At 40.3% G+C, this 19,644-nt stretch carries 14 protein-coding genes and 1 pseudogene; 14 read left to right on the forward strand and 1 reads right to left on the reverse strand.

Annotated features, from left to right (window positions below; all coding sequences use genetic code 11):
• The first annotated feature begins 1 nt into the window (after position 1).
• The 7 genes from gtfA (at position 2) to H5R64_RS08520 (ending at position 6,323) form a co-directional block, all read left to right on the forward strand.
• Positions 2–1,537, forward strand: coding sequence for an accessory Sec system glycosyltransferase GtfA (gene gtfA / locus H5R64_RS08490; RefSeq protein ID WP_182581142.1), 1,536 nt, complete (start codon positions 2–4; stop codon positions 1,535–1,537).
• A complete protein-coding gene (gtfB, locus tag H5R64_RS08495) occupies positions 1,530–2,873 on the forward strand; it encodes an accessory Sec system glycosylation chaperone GtfB (protein WP_182581143.1) in 1,344 nt (447 codons plus the stop codon). Before gtfA ends, gtfB begins: the two co-directional genes overlap by 8 nt.
• Complete coding sequence (locus H5R64_RS08500) at positions 2,857–3,039, forward strand: hypothetical protein (RefSeq protein ID WP_182581144.1); 183 nt, start codon at positions 2,857–2,859, stop codon at positions 3,037–3,039. The genes gtfB and H5R64_RS08500 overlap by 17 nt, the downstream gene beginning before the upstream one ends.
• A 340-nt stretch (positions 3,040–3,379) precedes the next feature.
• Positions 3,380–4,039 carry an amino acid ABC transporter permease gene (locus H5R64_RS08505; RefSeq protein WP_182581145.1) on the forward strand — a complete coding sequence of 220 codons (660 nt, stop codon included), beginning with the start codon at positions 3,380–3,382 and terminating at the stop codon, positions 4,037–4,039.
• Complete coding sequence (locus H5R64_RS08510; protein ID WP_182581146.1) at positions 4,020–4,700, forward strand: amino acid ABC transporter permease; 681 nt, start codon at positions 4,020–4,022, stop codon at positions 4,698–4,700. Before H5R64_RS08505 ends, H5R64_RS08510 begins: the two co-directional genes overlap by 20 nt.
• Positions 4,701–4,712: 12 nt before the next feature.
• The gene (locus H5R64_RS08515) at positions 4,713–5,453 is read left to right on the forward strand and encodes an amino acid ABC transporter ATP-binding protein (protein WP_182583351.1); all 741 of its coding nucleotides are present in this window, start codon (positions 4,713–4,715) and stop codon (positions 5,451–5,453) included.
• A gap of 15 nt (positions 5,454–5,468) precedes the next feature.
• A complete protein-coding gene (locus H5R64_RS08520; protein ID WP_182581148.1) occupies positions 5,469–6,323 on the forward strand; it encodes a transporter substrate-binding domain-containing protein in 855 nt (284 codons plus the stop codon).
• Positions 6,324–6,495: 172 nt separating this feature from the next.
• Here the strand turns inward: H5R64_RS08520 and H5R64_RS08525 are convergent, their stop codons facing one another.
• Complete coding sequence (locus H5R64_RS08525; protein WP_182581149.1) at positions 6,496–7,899, reverse strand: C69 family dipeptidase; 1,404 nt, start codon at positions 7,897–7,899, stop codon at positions 6,496–6,498.
• A 269-nt stretch (positions 7,900–8,168) separates the two neighbouring features.
• Between H5R64_RS08525 and H5R64_RS08530 the strand changes: the two genes are divergently transcribed.
• From H5R64_RS08530 to H5R64_RS08730, 7 genes and pseudogenes are all read left to right on the forward strand, one after another.
• Positions 8,169–9,998 carry a monovalent cation:proton antiporter family protein gene (locus H5R64_RS08530; protein WP_182581150.1) on the forward strand — a complete coding sequence of 610 codons (1,830 nt, stop codon included), beginning with the start codon at positions 8,169–8,171 and terminating at the stop codon, positions 9,996–9,998.
• A 68-nt stretch (positions 9,999–10,066) separates the two neighbouring features.
• Positions 10,067–10,252 (forward strand): 2-hydroxymuconate tautomerase, encoded by a 186-nt coding sequence (locus H5R64_RS08535; RefSeq protein WP_124031687.1) that lies wholly within the window; start codon positions 10,067–10,069, stop codon positions 10,250–10,252.
• Positions 10,253–10,583: 331 nt separating this feature from the next.
• Positions 10,584–12,089, forward strand: a complete 1,506-nt coding sequence (glpK, locus tag H5R64_RS08540; protein ID WP_182581151.1) for a glycerol kinase GlpK — start codon at positions 10,584–10,586, stop codon at positions 12,087–12,089.
• A 35-nt stretch (positions 12,090–12,124) separates the two neighbouring features.
• Positions 12,125–12,625, forward strand: coding sequence for a hypothetical protein (locus H5R64_RS08545; RefSeq protein WP_182581152.1), 501 nt, complete (start codon positions 12,125–12,127; stop codon positions 12,623–12,625).
• A 103-nt stretch (positions 12,626–12,728) separates the two neighbouring features.
• Positions 12,729–13,640 (forward strand): hypothetical protein, encoded by a 912-nt coding sequence (locus H5R64_RS08550; protein ID WP_182581153.1) that lies wholly within the window; start codon positions 12,729–12,731, stop codon positions 13,638–13,640.
• A gap of 224 nt (positions 13,641–13,864) precedes the next feature.
• On the forward strand, positions 13,865–15,364 hold the full coding sequence (locus H5R64_RS08555; RefSeq protein ID WP_182583353.1) for a hypothetical protein: 1,500 nt from the start codon (positions 13,865–13,867) through the stop codon (positions 15,362–15,364).
• Between the two features lie 521 nt (positions 15,365–15,885).
• Positions 15,886–17,019: pseudogene (locus H5R64_RS08730) on the forward strand (serine-rich glycoprotein adhesin); the annotation flags it as partial.
• Between the last annotated feature and the right edge of the window lie 2,625 nt (positions 17,020–19,644).

A 19,644-nucleotide genomic window follows, 5' to 3' on the forward strand; every position in this document is an offset into this window, starting at 1 on the left:
GATGACTGTATATAATGTCAACCTTGGGATTGGTTGGGCAAGTAGTGGGGTGGAATACGCTCAGGCTTACCGGGCTCAGTCTTTACGGAAATTAAATGTACCTGCTAAATTTATCTTTTCAGATCTAATCTTAGCCAACAACATTGAGGATCTGACGAGGAACCTTGGTTATTCTGATGATGAGATTATCTGGTTCTATAATTTTTTTACTAACGTACGAATTGCTCCATCTGATTACCCGTTGAGTAAGTTTGAGAGAGCGATTAACCTCAAGGAACGGAATGCTAAACGGGAGAAACTTAATGGTGGCAAAAACTATTTCTATACTTTAGCTAATGAAGGACTATCGATTAATGTTCGTTTTCATGATCAGGAAAAGAAAACGATTGATCAGGTGTCCTATGTTGCTAACGGAGTGATGGTTAAACGTGATTTTTACTCCTACACAAAGTACGCAACTGAATATTATAATGGGGTCAAAGATAATAATCAGGTTACCCACCGTGATTTTTACAATGAAGATGGTAGTGTTGCCTATACTCAACATGTTCGGGGACAACATGAGGTCTTTGAATTTCCTGATAAGATCTACTATTCAAAGAACGATCTTTATTTAGAAATGTTGAAACAATTAAAGTTAACCAAGGAAGATACCATTATTCTTGATCGAGAAGATGATGGAAATATCTTGATTAATGGTCAATTAATTTTTGAACATCATAATCCTGCTAAGTTGGTAATCGTTGTTCATGCGGATCACTATGATGATCACTATACTACCAAGAAAAATGTTTTATGGAACAACTTCTATGAGTATCAATTCACCCACACTAAAGATGTTGCTAGTTTTATCGTTGCGACCGATAAACAACGTGATTTGTTGAAAAAACAGTTTAAGCAATATCAAAATGTTCAGCCAAATGTTACAACGATTCCAGTGGGTAACCTTAAGAAGTTAACCCACCCCACAACTAAACGGAAGCAACATTCATTAATCACAGCATCACGGTTGGCAACTGAAAAGCATGTTGACTGGTTGATCAAAGCGGTTGTAAAAGCTCACCAAGAAATATCAGATGTGACACTTGATATTTATGGGCAGGGTGGTGAAAGAGGGCGCTTGAGTCAATTGATTAACCAGTATAAGGCCCAGTCATATATTCGCCTTATGGGACAGCATGATTTAACTACTGTTTATCAGAAGTATGCTGCCTACATTGCCGGTTCGACAAGTGAAGGATTTGGCTTGAGCTTGCTTGAAGCAGTTGGTTCCGGATTACCAATGATTGGTTTTGATGTTCCGTATGGTAATCAGACTTTTATAGATGATGGTAAAAATGGCTACCTATTACCGTATGCTCAAGACTGGAGTGACGATAAGAAGGTTAATCTTTTGGCTGAAGCGGTCGTCAAACTCTTTACTAAAGCAGATCAAGTAAAGTTCATTCAACGTTCATATGAATTAGCCGAGCCATACTTGACTGATAATGTCGTTAAGCGTTGGGGGAAGCTATTGGAGGAATTGAAGAATGATTAACCTATTTGAAAAATATGATGGTAGTTCCCGTGACTTTCTTTTTTCACAAAAAATGGCTAAAATTAAGATTCCATCAGTAGCAATGATTGATAATGGCTTTTTACCTGATGATGTTGATTCGCCATTTAAGTATTTTTGTGATTTAGATGATGGAGATGATCCGCTTTACTTTAATCAGCTTAAAATTCCGCGTTACTGGCGGATCCTGAGTACTGGAGAAAGCGGCCAAATTTATAATTTAGATCAAATGAAAGCACGGATTATTTATAGTGCAACTGATAATTCTCGCTTTGTTAAAGAGGTTCAATGGTTTAATGATATTGGAACGGTATCATGGGTTGACCATTACAACAATCATGGGCACCTCTTTGCGAAGACCTACTATTATGAGGGCAAGGCAACTTACCGAAAATACTTCAATAGTCACGGTCAGGTTGTGATTGAGTGGAACTTTACGGCTGAAGATCTTTTCTTGGATATTAAGGGACTCCACCGTCACTTTACATCATTAGCGAAATTTACGACTTTTTATTTGCAATTCCGGAAATACAATTTAGATCATGTTTTCTATAACTCACTTAGTCATCCGTTATGGGTAATGGATGAACTACCAACTGGTGGGACAGATACCTTATTTTGGAATGAAGATACTGGGACAACAATTCCCGGAAATATGCAATATCTTCTTAATAACCGGACACGGACAAAACATATTGTATTCCAGAAACACCGTGATTGGGTTCGCCGGCGAGAACTATTCCCTAAAGGAACAGGGAATGTTGACGATCTCCATTACTTGGGGATGATTTATCCTCATCCACGTGGAAATAAATTACAACCCCGGATTTTAATTATGACTAATTCTGATCAAATTGAAAATTTAGATCAATTAGTAAGGGGGATGCCAAACATTGAATTCCGGATTGCTGCAGTAACAGAAATGTCCGGAAAGCTGTTAGCATTTGGTGAACGACCGAACGTTGAAGTTTATCCAAATGTTAGTCGGAAACGAGCATTGCAGCTATTAAAAGATTGTGATATTTATCTTGATATCAACCATGGAAGCGAAATCTTGGATAGTGTTCGGGCGGCATTTGAACAAAATATGCTAATTCTTGGTTTTAAGAATACCATTCATGAGCCGCAATTTGTTGCTCCACAAAATATCTTTGAGCTTAATCAGGTACCACAGATGACGCAAACGATCTTGGCGGCATTACTCAAGCCAGCCTTAATGAAAAAATTGATTGATACTCAACGCGAATATGCTAATGATGCTACTGTTGAGCAGTATAGTGAAGTGATTGGGGCGATAACAGATGGCAAAGCAAGATAATAATGAATCAATGGTAGCGAAACATGCTCTTGATCGGCTAAATCATGTTGAAAAGGAACATCGGAAGGCATATGCTAAGAAACCTGAGAAATTTAGTTCTGCTAAAATTATCATGGGGATTATTTTGATTATTGTCCTTTTGACTTCATTAATAAGTTTTTTCTAGCTTTTAGCAATGTTAAATAGTTAGTAGACACTAAAACTTACAAAAAGTTAGTTGTTCCTATTGACTTTTGGTAATTATCATGTAGAATTTAGGTAATTAATCACGAAGGGAGTTCAGATTATGCAGAGTTTTGCCATGCCAAAAGCAGTTTGTTTTGCTTGTTGCAGTGCTTGTAACAAGACTTTTGGTGTGGAAAAATTCAGTAATTTGTACTCTAGTAAATGGTTGAGATAAGTATTTATTTTAACTGCCCATAAACTAGGCTTACAATTCTGGATTTGGAATTGTGAGCCTTTTTTATTTTGGCTTCGCGGTAAAAATGAGAGAGGATGATCTATCGATGGATTGGACGATAATCCAGCAAAGCCTACCAAATTTTGTCCAGGGATTTAAATTGACCCTGTGGCTTTCATTGATCGGGATTGTTGGATCGATTATTGTTGGTATCATTACGAGTTTGATTCAGTATTTCCGGATCCCAGTATTACATCAGGTATTCGGAGCTTACGTTGAAGTGGCACGGAATACCCCTTTATTAATTCAGTTATTTTTCTTGTATTATGCTTTTCCGGTAATGGGGATTAAGATGACGGCTGAGACCTGTGGGATTATCGGTTTGATTTTCCTCGGTGGTGCATACATGGCTGAGGGATTTACCGGTGGTTTCAACGGGGTGAGTCAAACGCAGATTGACGCGGGAGAGGCACTGGGGATGAACCAGTACCAACTTGCCCGGTACGTTGTCTTGCCCCAAGGCCTATCGTTGAGTGTTCCGGCATTGGCAGCGAACATTATTTTCCTGATTAAGGAAACATCAATCTTCTCTGTGATCGCCATTCCGGAACTAACCAACACCGCCTTGGACTTGATTGGAATGTACTACCGGTCCAACGAATACTTGTTGATGTTGGTAATCGCCTATGCAATTATCATGATTCCAGTAATCTTACTACTTGATTGGCTTGAAAGGAGGGTCCGTTATGGCGCATTCGGGGATTAGTGTTCTCTTTGAAGGAACGAACTTTGCTCGACTAATGGGTGGTCTATGGACATCGGTTTGGATCGCGGTTGTTTCCCTAGTGATTGGCCTTTTGATTGGGACAATCTTTGGCCTTCTGCGGACTATGCGGAGTCGGATTATTCGTTTTATTCTCTTGTTATACCTTGAATTTTTCCGGATTGTGCCAACGGTGGTCCTCTTATTCCTGGTTTACTACATCTTGCCTCGGCAATTTGATATTAATCTCCCGGCAACTTGGATGGCAGTCTTAGCCTTCTCTCTATGGGTCGCTGCCGAATTTGGAGATATCGTTCGGGGAGCGCTTGAATCCGTTCCCCAACACCAGCGAGAATCTGGCCTAGCGTTGGGGCTGAACCAATGGCAGCTTTTCCTCTATGTCCTGCTTCCCCAAGCAATCCAGCTTGAATTGCCGGCAACTATTAACTTGGCTACCCGAGTGATCAAGACAACCTCGCTGTTACTGATGATTAGTGTTATGGATGTAATCAATGTCGGTCAGCAGATTATTGAGGCGAATAGCCAGACGCACCCGACTGGAATCTTCTGGGTGTACGGGTTAATCTTTATCCTCTACTTTATCGTTGATTACCCATTATCACTATGGTCAAAGCACTTAACCGCAAAGGCAGAACAAAAATAGGTAGGTGGAATTATGACGGAAGAAATTCTAAAAGTTGAACATTTAAATAAGTTTTATGGGGATTGGCAAGCGCTTCATGACATTAACTTTGAGCTCAAAAAAGGTGAGGTAGTGACCCTCCTTGGGCCATCTGGTTCAGGAAAGAGTACCTTGATTAGAACGCTTAATGGTCTTGAACCGTTCCGAGAAGGAAGTATTTACTTTAAAGGAAAGAAAATCAATCCGGCCCCGAAGGAGTGGCAGAAGTTGCGTCAAAAAATCGGGATGGTTTTCCAAAGTTACGATCTTTTTCCTAACTTGACCGTCTTGGATAACATTCTTCTGGCTCCAACTAAAGTCCAAGGACGGAACCGCGCGGATATTAAAAAGGAAGCGATGGAACTCTTGGAACGGGTTGATCTTGCCGACCAAGCTAATTCTTACCCCCGGCAACTATCCGGTGGACAAAAGCAGCGGATTGCCATTGTTCGGGCGTTAGCAATGCATCCCGAATTGATGCTTTTTGATGAAGTAACCGCCTCATTAGATCCCGAAATGGTCCGCGGAGTTCTCGAAATCATTAGGGAGTTATCTGATCAGGATCACATGACAATGATTATTGTGACTCACGAAATGAACTTTGCCGCCAAGATTGCGGACCGGGTGCTTTTTTTAGAGAACGGTCGTATCTTGGAAGAAACCCCAGGAAAGCAATTCTTTGAACGTCCACAGACCACGAGAGCAGCGGAATTCTTATCAAGTATGGAATTTTAGGAAGGAAGAATTAAGATGAAGAAAATTAATTGGAAGAAAATTATTGCTGGTGCTTTTACAATAGTAGGAGCAGTTGCTTTGTTTGCCGGAGCAAGCTATGTTAAGCCAACTACGGTTAGTGCCGAAAGTAACTCAAGTTCTGTTTCCGCCATTAAGAAACGGGGGACACTGCGGGTGGCAGTTTTTGGTGATTTACCGCCATATGGTTGGGTAAATAAAGATGGTAAGCGGGTTGGTTATGATGTTGAATTAGCCCGTCAAATGGCCAAGGACCTTGGAGTAAAGCCGAAGTTCATTCAAGTTAACGCCAATAACCGGGTAGATACTTTGAATTCTAATAAGGCCGATATTGTTTTGGCTAACTTCACCGTTACTCCTGAACGGAAGAAAGTCGTTGACTTTGCTAAGCCTTATATGAAGGTTTCCGTTGGTGTTGTTTCACCAAAGAAGAAGGCCATCACCAAGGTTAGTCAATTGAAAGGCAAAAAGGTCATTGTTACCAAGGGAACTACTGCTGAAAACTACTTCACCAGTAAGCAACCTAGTGTTCAACTCTTGAAGTTTGATTCTAAGACACAACAGTTTAATGCTCTGAAGAATAACCGTGCCGTTGCTTTGGCCGATGATAACTCTTACCTCTATGCTTGGGTAAAGAAGAACCCAAAGTACACGGTTGGTATCAAGAGCATCGGTCCTAAACAATACGTTTCTCCAGCTGTGAAGAAAGGTAATAAGTCGCTCCTCGATTGGTCCAACAAGGAGATCACTGAGTTAACTAAGAAAGGCTTCTTCACTCAAGACTACAACAGCCAACTTAAGCCTTACTTTGGTAGCGAAGTAAAGCCATCTGATATTGTATTGGATAAGTAAAATGTTTTCGCCCCAAAGAGTTTCCGGTGGGGTGAGCAGAGCCGCGACCTAGGAGCCGAGAAACACTAAAGATTAAGAATAACCAGTAACTTATATTGAGGAGTTACTGGTTATTTTATTTAAACCAAAAAAGTGCCGATGATCAATCTCTCAGCACTTCAACTTAATTTCGTTACAGATTCTCATCCGTCTTAAAATTCAATTCACAATAATCGGTCATCTTAGTAATTAATTCTAGAGCTAAGTTCTTGTAAGCCGTTAGGGTATCGGTAGCGAATTTGTCGCTTTGGGCATTCAAAAAGTTGGTTAAGGCATCCCCATGTAACGTTGGTACTTTCTCGTCCGTTTCCCGAATGAGCTTTTGTGCAGCACTGTTCCGTTCCTTTTGAACATCCCGAAGAAGGGGCAAAAAGTCGTGGAGGTGGCTATCAACTAGCACACTAGCATGTTTGAAGATCCAGTAAGCTGAATTTAATTGAGCTGGTAGTTTTCCGCGACCATAGGGAGCTGGGAGCTTCGTGATCCCATTAAAGAATGGTACATAGGTACTTTCGTTAGCAACTCCCATGGCAAGCCAGTGAATGCTTGGTCCTTTTCGGCCAGTCTGCAGAATGTGTGATTCTTGGGTTTTTGCTAAGCTGATTGGTCGGTACTTATGAGCATTTGGACCATCAGTGAGAGGATCAAATTCGGTTCCTTCATAGTGGTTGCTTAAGTAGTTTTGCGCATCAATGACTGAAAGTAAACGATCTGGCTTCATCAGGAATGGTAATTCGGTTGATTCTGGAGTTTCACTGCTGGCTTGACTTGGACTGAACATCTGGTGGCCAATCCATACCCGTGGTTCACTATAGATCGCGTCTGAGCGGTCAGCGGTTCCAAAAATTTTGCGGAAATTAAACGTTGTGGGATCAGGGTTCAGGTGATTCTGCTCCACGAACTCTTGGATTCCGGGGTGGAACATGAAATTTTCCGGATCGTTAAAGTCAATTTCTTGAATTGCTAGTTGGTTAGCAACTACCGCGTAACAATCATCCGGGATTCGTTGAGCAACCCAGTAGTGTCCCGCACCGGTTTCAAAGTACCAGGCTTCATTATCGTCAGCAAATAAAACCCCGTTTGTCTCGCCAGTCCCATACTTGGCAATTAGACTGCCTAGACGGAGGGCTCCTTCACGGGCGGTTTTTACAAATGGCAAGACAACGGTAACCATTGCTTCCTCATTTAAACCGTTCTTTACTAGCGGATCAGCACCAAGAACCAAACTGTTTGAGTAAGCACTTTCAGTTGCGCTCATCGCAACGCCGTATTCGTTAATTCCGTCTTCCTCGAACAGTCCATACTTGTCCGTCCATTCTGGAGTGGCAGAATAACGGGCACTATCGTCGGGTAAGTCAATCTCAAGCTTAGTTTCCTTTGAAATGAATTTTCGGGGAACTGCGCCATGAGGGTGAATCACCATGTGCTTTGGCCAGGCAGCCTTAGCATCCTCGTTTCGCCCAACCATAATTGAGCCATCAATACTGGCTTTTTTTCCAATCAAAATACTCGTACATGCGGATAATTTGTTTGGCATATTTAAACCCCTTTTAAATTAATTTATCTCACCGTTTTGAGAGACAGTGACACTATCCTTACGGTCGTTGTCTCAATTATACCTCACTGTTTAGCAAAGGTTAGAAAAAGCATTCTATATTTTAAATATTAATATATCATCAATCTTCATTATTTTAGGTTAGCCAATTAGACTCACTAAAGGGTGAATTCCCAGCTTGAATAGTTTCTGGAGTTCCCCATAAAAAGATCATATAATAAGATAATTATTTACAAGAGAGAAGGTTAAACATGCAACAACTATCACTATTGATTGTGATGTTGGCCGCACTGATAATTCCAATCGTGATGGCCCGCTTCAAGGTTTCAAGTATCCCGACTGCGGTTGCGGAAATCGTCATCGGGATTCTTTTGGGAAAGAGTGCATTTAATGTTGTCCAAGAAACAGGTTACCTGCACCTCCTGTCTAGCCTTGGAGTGATTCTGTTAATGTTCTTATCCGGGATGGAGATTAACTTTGATCTCTTCAAAAAAATACCCGGACAGAAACGGACAGCTAATTCACCGGTATCGATGGCCGCCCTTAGCTTTACCTGCGTCATCATTACTGCGTTCCTATTGGGGGCCATCCTCCACTTTATGGGACTGTTTTCGGACATCCTCTTAGGGACAATTCTCTTCTCAACAGTGGCCTTGGGAGTGGTCATTGCGACTCTGAAGGAAAAGGAAATCTTGAGTCGACCAATGGGGCAAACGATTTTGTTAACGGCGGTTTTGGGTGAAGTAGTTCCAATGATTGCGCTTACCTTTTACGCCTCAATCTACGGTCATAATGCTGGTCGCCTCTGGTTAATTGTCCTCCTCTTTCTGGCGGCAATTATCCTCTTGCGACGGTTTCAGCAGCCGTACATCTGGTTCAATAAGGTTTCTAAGGCTACGACCCAGCTTGATATTCGCCTGGCCTTCTTCCTGATCTTTACTTTAGTTACCGTTGCTGAAACGGTTGGTGCGGAAAATATCTTGGGGGCCTTCCTTGCCGGAATGGTCATGAAGCTTCTTGAACCAAGTGAGGCTACTCAGGAAAAACTAACTTCGATCGGTTACGGCTTCTTCATTCCAGTCTTCTTTATCATGACTGGGGTGCGTCTTGATCTGAAATCATTATTCGCTAATAAGACGGCCTTAGCATTGATCCCAGTTCTGGTTTTCTGCTTTATCGTTGCTAAGTTGCCGACCGTTTTGGTTTACCGACGGCGTTTTAACGGGCGGAATTCTTTTGCGGGTGGTTTTCTAACGGTAACGACGATTACATTGGTCTTGCCATCGCTACAAGTTGCTCAAAATCTCCACGCAATTACTAGTAGTCAATCGGCTGCCTTTGTCCTAGCCGCGGTGATTGTTTGTATCATTGCGCCAATTATCTTTAATTCAACTTACAAGTTGGCTAAAGAAGACCTCGTTAAGGAACGGATCGTGATCATTGGAAGCAATGTTTTAACTGTCCCGGTTGCTCAGCAGTTGTCGCATAACTGGTATGATGTCCGGATGCTGACAGACCAGGAAGATAACTATAAGACTTTCAATAGTGAGGTTGACGACTTGAAATACTTCCCAGAGATTGATGAAGCAGTTCTTGAAAAAGGAAACTACTTTGATGCTGATGTGATGGTCCTTGGTTTCCGGAAGGATGAGAAAAATTACCGGTTGGCTAAATTAGCGAAGAATCATGGGGTTAAGCGAATTATCGCAAGCGTCCAAAATCCTCAAACGGCCGTTGACCATATGAACGAGCTACACCGTATGGGGGTCGAAGTCTTTAATAGTTACGTTGTCCAAAATAGTGTTCTCCGGTCGCTTATTGAATCGCCATCAGTCTTTGAGATGTTAATGAGTGCGCGGGCAGGATTGTTTGAAGTAACAATTCATAACCGGCGTTATGTAGGGGCTGAATTACACGAACTACCACTAATTAACCAAATTACGATTAGCCGGATTTACCGGAAGCATAAACCAATTTCACCAAATGGCGATACCGTTCTTGAATACGGTGACCACATTCTTTACACCGGACCGTATGAAATTGTGAAGGAGGTTCGACAACGACTTGGCCGTCGTGGTTAAGAAGAATGATTGCCGGACACTTGGTGATATGGTAAGATTAAAGAAATTGAACAAGGGAGGGCACACAGATGCCGTTAGTACATATTGACTTACTTGAAGGACGAACTGATGAACAACTAAAGGCCTTGGTTAAGGACGTTACCGCTGCTATTTCTAAAGACGCTAATGTTCCAGCTGAACGGATCCACATCGTATTGAATGAAATGCGGAAGGATCGTTACAGTGTAGCCGGCAAGATGGTTAGCGACAAGTAAGATAAAACAACGGGAATAGCCGTTGCAGACCTGACATGATAAAAGTCAGCCTGTTAGGTTTCTCGCGATGAGATTCTATAACATTTGGAGATGAGAGAGGGATAAAAATAGCTCGTCTAGTTCATTGTCCCACCTCCGCAAAAATGGCACGGGAGTTGGAATGCTGATTTATTATTGGAATTTTAACTGCCGGATAGCTACTGCGTTGTTGCATTATTATCTCTAAAATAGTAAAGAGGCTGGATGACCCCCAGCCTCTTTTTTCAGCCGTAAATTATGACAGGTTCTCGTGAGGGTTGATTCCCGATTTAATTTAAAAAGGATGATTACTTTGAATGAACAACAATATGTAATGGCAATTGACGAAGGAACGACTAGTACCAGGGCCATTATCTTTGATCATGATGGTAATAAAGTAGCTATGAGTCAGCAGGAATTCCCCCAATATTTTCCTAAGCCAGGGTGGGTGGAACATGACGCACTCGAGATCTGGGATGCTGTCCAGTCGGTTATCTCTAACGTAATGATCAAGTCACAAATCCCTCCATATAAGATTGCCTCAATTGGGATTACCAACCAGCGGGAAACCACGATTATCTGGGATCGCCATACTGGGAAGCCTATCTACCACGCGATCGTTTGGCAGTCAAAACAAACCAGTGCGATTGCGGAATCCTTGATCAAGGACGGCTATAAGGACGTGATCCACCAGAAGACGGGACTGGTAATTGATTCCTATTTTGCCGCCACCAAGATTAAGTGGATTCTTGATCAGGTTCCGGGTGCACGAGAGAAAGCTGCTAATGGTGATCTCCTCTTTGGGACGATTGATACCTGGTTACTATGGAACCTTTCCGGACGGCGCGTCCACGCAACGGATGTCACTAACGCTAGCCGGACGATGCTTTTTAATATCCATGATCTCAAGTGGGATGATGATATCCTGAAACTTTTGGGTATTCCTAAGGCAATGCTACCAGAGGTAAAGCCAAGCTCAGCAATCTATGGTTATACGGGAGACTATCACTTCTACGGTGTGCAGATCCCAATTGCCGGCATTGCTGGGGATCAGCAGGCGGCTCTCTTTGGTCAAGCGGCTTACGAAAAGGGTTCGGTCAAGAATACTTATGGAACCGGGGCGTTTATTGTGATGAATACTGGCTTGGAGCCCACCTTGTCTAATAACGGTTTACTGACAACGATCGCCTATGGAATCAACGGAGAAACCCACTATGCCCTGGAAGGGAGTATCTTTGTTGCTGGTTCCGCCGTTCAATGGTTGCGTGATGGTCTACAACTTTTTGAACATGCTAGTGCGTCAGAACAAATGGCCGTCGATGCCAAAACCACTGGTGGGGTTTACGTTGTTCCATCATTTACTGGACTAGGAGCACCATACTGGGATCAGGAAGTTCGGGGAGCAATGTTTGGTCTGACTCGGGGAACCAACCGTGGTCACATTATTCGGGCAACCTTGGAAGCAATTGCCTATCAGACTCGCGATGTTGTTGATACAATGGTCAAGGATACTCAATTGCCACTGAAAGCATTAACCGTTAACGGTGGAGCATCACGGAATAACTTCATGATGCAGTTCCAAGCTGATATTCTACAAACCCCAATTAGACGGGCAGCTATGGAAGAAACAACTGCCTTGGGAGCAGCATTTCTTGCGGGCTTGGCCGTCGACTTTTGGCATGACCAAGATGAAGTGAAGAAGCTCTCTAAAATTGGGGATGAATTTATGCCTCAGATGGCTGAAGATCAAGCAAACCAACTTTACCAGGGCTGGCAACGGGCTATTAAAGCAGCCCAATTCTTTAGTCGTGGTAAGTAGTGACGAATCATTTAATCCCGAAAGGAGTTTTTGGAGTGAACCAGAACATCAATCCGCAAAAATTGATCGATGATATGCAGCATTGGATTACCGCAACCCGTGAGGACCAAGTATGGACCCAGCATGAGTCATTGTATCTTGAAATCCTTGCCCAGTGGAAGGCAGTTAATCGTTACCGTCCAGAACACGGAACTGCCGAGGATCAACGGTTGTACCAGCTTTACTGGACTGCAATGGACCAGTGGTATCAGTCTTTCTCTCAACAAAGCGAGGAGATCTTTGATGCTATGCCAATTCAGGCGACTGATAAAGCCGGTTTCTATGACGGAATCCTACAGCAATTACAGTCATCTATCCTTGAACGAATCCCTAAGATCCAGCAGGGCAAGATTGTCCGGATGACGAGTTTCTTAAATATTCTCCGGGTAAGCCTCAACGACATGACCAAACTTGGCCTTGATGACTTAAGTGTGGTTGATATGTCGCTCCTGTTGGACTATTGGAAGTTCTTAGGAGATGCGCTCCGGGAGTTTTAAGCTGTTTGGAATTTGCTAGGTAATTTTGCCAATTTTATAGTTATAATTGGATTATAAAATGGGTAACTGTGACAATCATTTAGCGAAGTGGAGTGGTAATATTATGGAAAATCAATTTACTAAAGAAGAATTACCAGATGATAAAGAAAGCTTCGTTGCTAATACGGTAACGACAATGACGGGAGTGGGACAGCCACTTTCCATACGGACCAAGATGAGCCTTGCTGAATACAAGATGATGCTTCAGAAACAAGGAGAAACTCGTTCATCCGTAAGTGCACATGAAGAGTTATCAATAGAACCAACGATTACCAGATCAGAAACTACTTCTGCTGGAAGAAAGATTCAGACTGTTTCAGTTAGCCAGTCCCCAATCCCTGCGTTAGTTAATCCTGCTGTAGAAAAAAATAATTCTGATCAAGTTATTGTAAAAAAGGGTAGTGATGATGCTGGTCATCCATATTTAGAAATTCCAGTTAAGGTCATCCACTTTATTGTTAATGGTAAAAAATCAGCAGCTTCGAAGTTGAAGCAATTTTCAATAAATGGTGAAAATAACCTCTTCAAGATCAACGGTAATAAAATTGATGTAGTCCCAGCTAAGAATTTCAGCGGGAAAACGGATCCATTAAAATTAGCAGTTACAACAGTTAATGGTGATCAACATGTTGTTGATTACACAACAGTTATTCTGCGGCCGGTAGTTGTTCACTCAGCTGATCATGACCGAGTTACATTTCAAGCTGGGAATGATCGATTAACACTAAAGGAGGCTGGCGTAGTTCAAGCATTCTTTAGTAAGGATGGGGATAATACAACTATTGTGAATATCACCGCTAATGGTCAAACGGTTGGTGAAGCTCAGCTCGATCCGGAAACGGGAGAAATAAAACTAGTAAAATTAACCACTTATTCTGGCCAGTTAGATCAGTTAACCGTTATGCTTTACCTTGAGGAGCATCAGAAAATTGAGTGTAATTATCAACCAGAATTTAAGGATGAATCGATAAACTAATAGAGATAATTAAAATGTCAATTTAATATTTATATTTATGAACTAAAAGGCTAAGCAACAATGTTTGCTTAGCCTTTTTCTCGCTTTAACATCCGATAAAAAATATTGTTATTTTTTTAACAAGACGCTTGAAAAATTGATGTGAAGAGTCTAATATTTGAGGTGAAAATAATACTGAGTAGACCTTAAAATTATCAGTGAAAGGATTGCGGGAGAGATGAAAAATGACCGATTACGATCAACAAAAGAATACAAACCTCAATAATGTGGCTGATTGGTCAGCTTCTCCAAAAATTAATGGTAATACTGCTCTTGCTGATAAGACTGATACTAAAGCTAATCATAACGCAGGTAAAATTAATAACTCACTTATCATTAATTCAGTTAGTGGAGATATGAAGCACCCTATTCAGACTGTTACATTTTCGCCAAATCCAGATGGGAGCTATAATTCAATCAGCCTTAAGGCACCTCAAGGAGTATTACTTGATCAGAAGGGAAACCAAATTACAAGCTTTGATCCGACTGTAATGATGAATGAGGGACGGAACGAAGAACTGTACTTGGCTGACACATATATTGGTGGGTACCAGCAGAGCTTTGGCTTGTTAGGAACGCAAAGTCAAGAGAAGACGATTGATATCCATAATGATCAAGGAGTAAAAACTTCATTTGCGCTAAGTCCATCTCCTTACCTTAATGAGCCACAACGAACACAATTTATTTCATTTAAGCGTGATAATGTCCAACAAGCGATTGCAACTTTGCCAGCACTTAAAGCAGATAAAAATGGTCAGTTAATAGCGAATGCAATTATTGGAACGTATCAATTAACCTTTACCGCAATTGATAATCTATTTAAATTAAAAGTTACTTTTTATAGTAACGATCCTCAATATCAAGGAAAAATTGCTCCAGTATATATTATTTCTAATGATGAATTTGCTCGGGTTAGCTTTTTCCAGTATCAACCAAATATTTTCCTTCCTCAGTATCATTTGCAACGGAAGATCGTACTTAGTAATACAACGATAACGCCATTTTTATATACTAATTTATCTATTGAACAGTATCAAAATATGGTAAAGAATTTGTTGTACAGTAATTCTAGCTACATTCCACAAATTGAAACGCGCAGGTTAATTCTTCCTGATAGTCAGCCGATTCTTGAATTACCAGTAACGAAGCTAAGCTTTATTGTTAATGGTCAAGAAAATCCCGCTAAGGTTTTAAAACAAAAATTACTCGGTGGCGGGGTGAATACCTTTACCCTTACCCAGGGAAATAAGATTCATTTTGAAGCTGCTGATGGATTTAGCGGTCAGACATCACCAATAAGGTTATTAGTAAAAACCGCAAACGGTGATTCACATGAGGTTGATTTTAGCGTTAACGTGGTGAAATATGATATAAAAAATATTTCATATTCTGATGGTCAACAAGGACACTCAAAAGTTGAAGCAATTGGCGAGGACGAGTTGCCAAGTATGAAGATCTCAGAAGTCCAGCCAGCTGTTTTTGTGAAAGATAATAAGACAACAACGGTAATAGAAATAACAGCTAATGGTGAGCGAATCGGTGAGGCAGAGATTGAAACCGATACGGGGATGATTACTTACTATCCAGAACGTTCGTTTAAGGGAACTGTTGATCCGCAAACGGTTTGTGTTTTTATGCAAAATGGTAGAAAGGTTAGTGTAAAATACCAACCAACAATTAGATAATTCTCTAAAATTGGAGCCAGAAAGTAAATCCTTCTGGCTCCTTTTATATTTACAGTAATTATCGATTGAAAAATGGATTCTTTATTTTTTATTCAAATGTGGCTGAACAGTCTATAAGTTACTGTACATATGACAAAAAAGTCATTAGAAAAAATAATTAGTAAGAATAAATATCTCTTTTAAGAATGGCTTTAATCAAAAAATAAATTTGTAATCAGAATTATTTATTTGTTTTGTGGATAAGAATAAATGCCGTTAAATAGACCGATTGACGGTTTTTCATAAATGGGTTGATTAAACATATAAGTAAAAGAAAGTAAACGCCTTGGTAACAGTAAAAAAGAAAGATGAACATCTGATAAACAAAATCGACCAAAAGAGTTAACATTTTCGTTAAAAAGTAATAAGCTATTATTTGATAGGAGTTTAATAAATTTTGTCCCTAATCAATTTATTTATATTTACTTAACTATTTTTAGAGAGGGAGCTTTTTTATGGTTAATCGGAGAAATAAAAAGAAGATGTTCAATTCTGATGACAGTAAGGTAAAACTTTACAAGACACATCAGGGCTGGATGAGTTCTCTGGATCGCTTCTTTAAGCTTCTTGCTGTTCAAGATAAGAATAGCGTTAAAGCAAAGAACGTTGACCCAGATGCATTAGACGAAAGTAAATTAAGTGACACGACTGAGGCATATATTAAAGGGTTATCTGCAATGACTGCTGTCCTTGGCGGTAGTGCAATGATGACCGGTAATGCCTTTGCTGACACGAATGTTCAAAAGCAAGCTAACTTAAATGGTGAACAAGTCTTAGGGACCACTTCACAAACGGAGTCAACTTCCGCTTCTGTTAGTAATCAAAACTCAAGTACTGTTGAGAGTTTAACTGAGAATAGTACTAGTCAATCACGGACTTACTCAGAGAGCAATCTCCAATCAAACAGTAATAGTACTACTTCAACGAGTACAAGCAATGTTTCAACTTCAGAAAGCAACAGTACTTCCACAATGAGTGGTTCTACGAGTTCATTCACTTCTACTTCAGGCAGTTCAAGTATGAGTGGATCTACCGTGTCAACCTCTACTTCCTCCAGTAATTCTGGGTCAACTTTGAGGTCTACTGCTTCTACTAGTTCCAGTACACAAACTAGCCTTAGTGATAGCCAAAATAGTACGAGTGATTCCACTTCTGGTTCAACTGATTCAATGGCTGATTCATTAGCTACTCAAACTTTGAACTTAACTGCACTTTCTGGTAACGGAACAGTTAATGATCAACAATTGAAGGCTAACCTTACGCAGAAGAATGCCGTAACTGAGCAGGAAGGAACTAAAGTTGGTACCGCTCAAGACTTTGTTACTGCTATCAAAAATAAGACAACTACTGCCATTGATTTGACTGATAATATTGATCTTGGCGCTAACTACAATAACCAAATTTGGAACATGAACCTGGATCATGACTTTACGATCAATGGTAATGGTTACGATATTAACTTTGGTAATAATGTTGTTTACACAAATGATACTGATCAATCAAAGAAGATCACTGTAACAGTAAACGATGCTAATTTGTATAACGCTAATAAGCATGGTGCTATTAGTCTAACGCAAAGTGGTGAGCAAGAGCTTGTCTACAATAATGTTTCTGCTACTGGTGGTACGGTTGTTTGGATGGATACTTTTGGACAGGATAAATCATTTACTGTTAAGGGCAAAACAACAATTGTAGGTACTCCAGATTATTATTATAAGGGCGTACACACAACTAACTTGTTTGATATGGGGACACACTTGACTGGTAAAATGGCTACCGTTCAAAATGATACTAGTTTAATCTATACTAGTAATGGGATGACTATAGCTAAGAATGCTGAGCTTACGTTGCAAAATAAAAGTGCTGCATGGGATGTTCGAGCTACAGCTGATAACATCAGTAAAACCAGTCACTTTAATATTGAAAGTGGTGCACATGTTAATATGATTAACTACCAGTATGGTAATGTACTACTCAATGGTAAAAATGCCCATGTGAATATTACTGGTGCTGATGTAGATATGCAAGCACTTGGTGATAATATTTATACTACTGATTCCTCACAGATTCAGAATGCAGATATTAACACTATGAATAGCTGGGTAGGAATTAGATCATACTCAGGCAGTGGTATTAGAGTAGGTGGTAAAGGGACTAACACTATTAATTTAGGTGGTAGTACTGGTATTGGATCTGGCGCTCAAGATAATGGATATGAAAAAGCAGCTATTGATAATGTGAAGTCTTTAACTTGCTCCTCTGGTATTAACTTTGAGAATAGCGGTGTTAACGTTCTTAACTTTGAGGAAAACTTTAATGGTGGAGTAGGTGCCGGCGTTAATAGTAATAGTGCGGCAATTAGGACTTCGTCTAATGATACTACTGTTAATATTAATAATGTAGAAGACCTTCAACTATTCACGGGAAGAAATACTAATCCAGAAATGATGATCAGCATTGATCAAAAAGGCCCTGGTGGTTCTATATTCAAGAGCACTGTTGGACCAATTAAGCTTAATACTAATAATGTTGCTTTTTATCGTGCAGCAGGAGATCCAGTGAATGGTATTATGCCTAAGGGTTCTGATTATGCACCATATACAAGACAGGTAACTGGGACTGTAAATAACGATGTGTTTGATATAAGCAATGTTATTCCGGATGATAACCTCGCTAATGGTAAGTTACCTGCACAAATACGTGAAGAAACAATAAATGAGTATAACAATGTTATTAAGCCAGATACTTATGAACTTGAATATGTTAATAAAGCAAATTATGAGGGTAGCTTAAGTGCATCTACAAGTCAGTCAACATCGATTTTAAATAGTACTTCTAAGTCAACCGTCGATAGTGAGTCTACTTCAAAGAGTATTGTTGATAGTGAACAGCAATCTATCAGTTCATCTATTAGTCAATCAACATCCAGTTCGATTGCTAGCCAAAAATATAGTCAAGCAACAGTAACTGTTAATTGGATTGATCTTGACGGTGATCAAGTTGAATCTCGTTTTCCATATTTAATGAGAACTGAAACTCAATATGGTGCTGAAGGATTAGGACTTAATTGGCTTGAAAATGATGGTGTAGCATCCGATGGTGGAGTAGGACTTAGTAATTTTGTAGACGCTTATAACAATTATAACCAGCTATACGTAAATACAGGTTTTATTTTTGTAAGTAGTGATGTTCCAACAGACTTTGCTTCAATTCGTTATGAGAACCAAACATACAATGTTTATTTCCGTGAAAACGCCTCAATGCACAGTGAATATATTTCTGAATCTCAGTCTATTAGTAGGGCTGATTCAGTTTCTAACTCAACTTATTCTAAGAGTATTGTTGACAGTGAATCTAACTCCAAGAGTATTTCTGAGAGTGAACAGAATTCAACTTCTGAATCGATCCAGAATAGCGAATCAACTTCTAAGTCGATTGAGGATAGTGAAAGGGTTTCTGCTTCAGCAAGTGCTAGCCAATCTGAATCAATTAGTCTCAGTGATAGTAAATCTATTTCTGAGTCATTAAGTGCAAGTGAATCAACTTCAGTATCTGAATCCAACAGTGCGAGTGTATCCGCAAGTTTGAGTAGTTCTGTTTCGACTAGTCAAAGTGCTTCGACTTCTGATTCCGTAAGTACTTCAGCTTCAACCAGTTTAAGTGCAAGTCAATCAACGTCATTGAGTATTAGTTCAAGTACTTCAACTAGTGTTAGTGCGAGTGTATCCGCAAGTTTGAATACTTCGCTATCCGATAGCCGTTCACTTAGCACTAGCTTAAGTGCAAGTGAATCAACATCAACCAGTGTCAGTGATAGTGCAAGTAGTTCCTTGAGTACTAGCCTGAGTAATAGTACTTCAACCTCAGATAGCTTAAGTACTTCAATTTCAACTAGTCAAAGCGTAAGTGCGTCAGCAAGTTTGAGTACTTCACTCAGTCAAAGTGCTTCAACTTCGGACAGCTTAAGTACCTCAGTATCGACTAGTCAAAGCGTAAGTGCCTCGGCAAGCTTGAGTACATCGCTTTCTGATAGTCGCTCCCTGAGTGATAGTGAATCAACATCAACCAGTGTCAGTGATAGTGCTTCACGGAGCTTGAGTACATCACTCAGTCAAAGTACTTCAACTTCGGACAGCTTAAGTACTTCACTATCAACTAGTCAAAGTACAAGCGCCTCTGCAAGTTTGAGTACATCGTTATCTGATAGTCGCTCCCTGAGCACTAGTTTAAGTGATAGTGAA

The organism is Limosilactobacillus fastidiosus (assembly GCF_014145505.1).
GTDB lineage: Bacteria > Bacillota > Bacilli > Lactobacillales > Lactobacillaceae > Limosilactobacillus > Limosilactobacillus fastidiosus.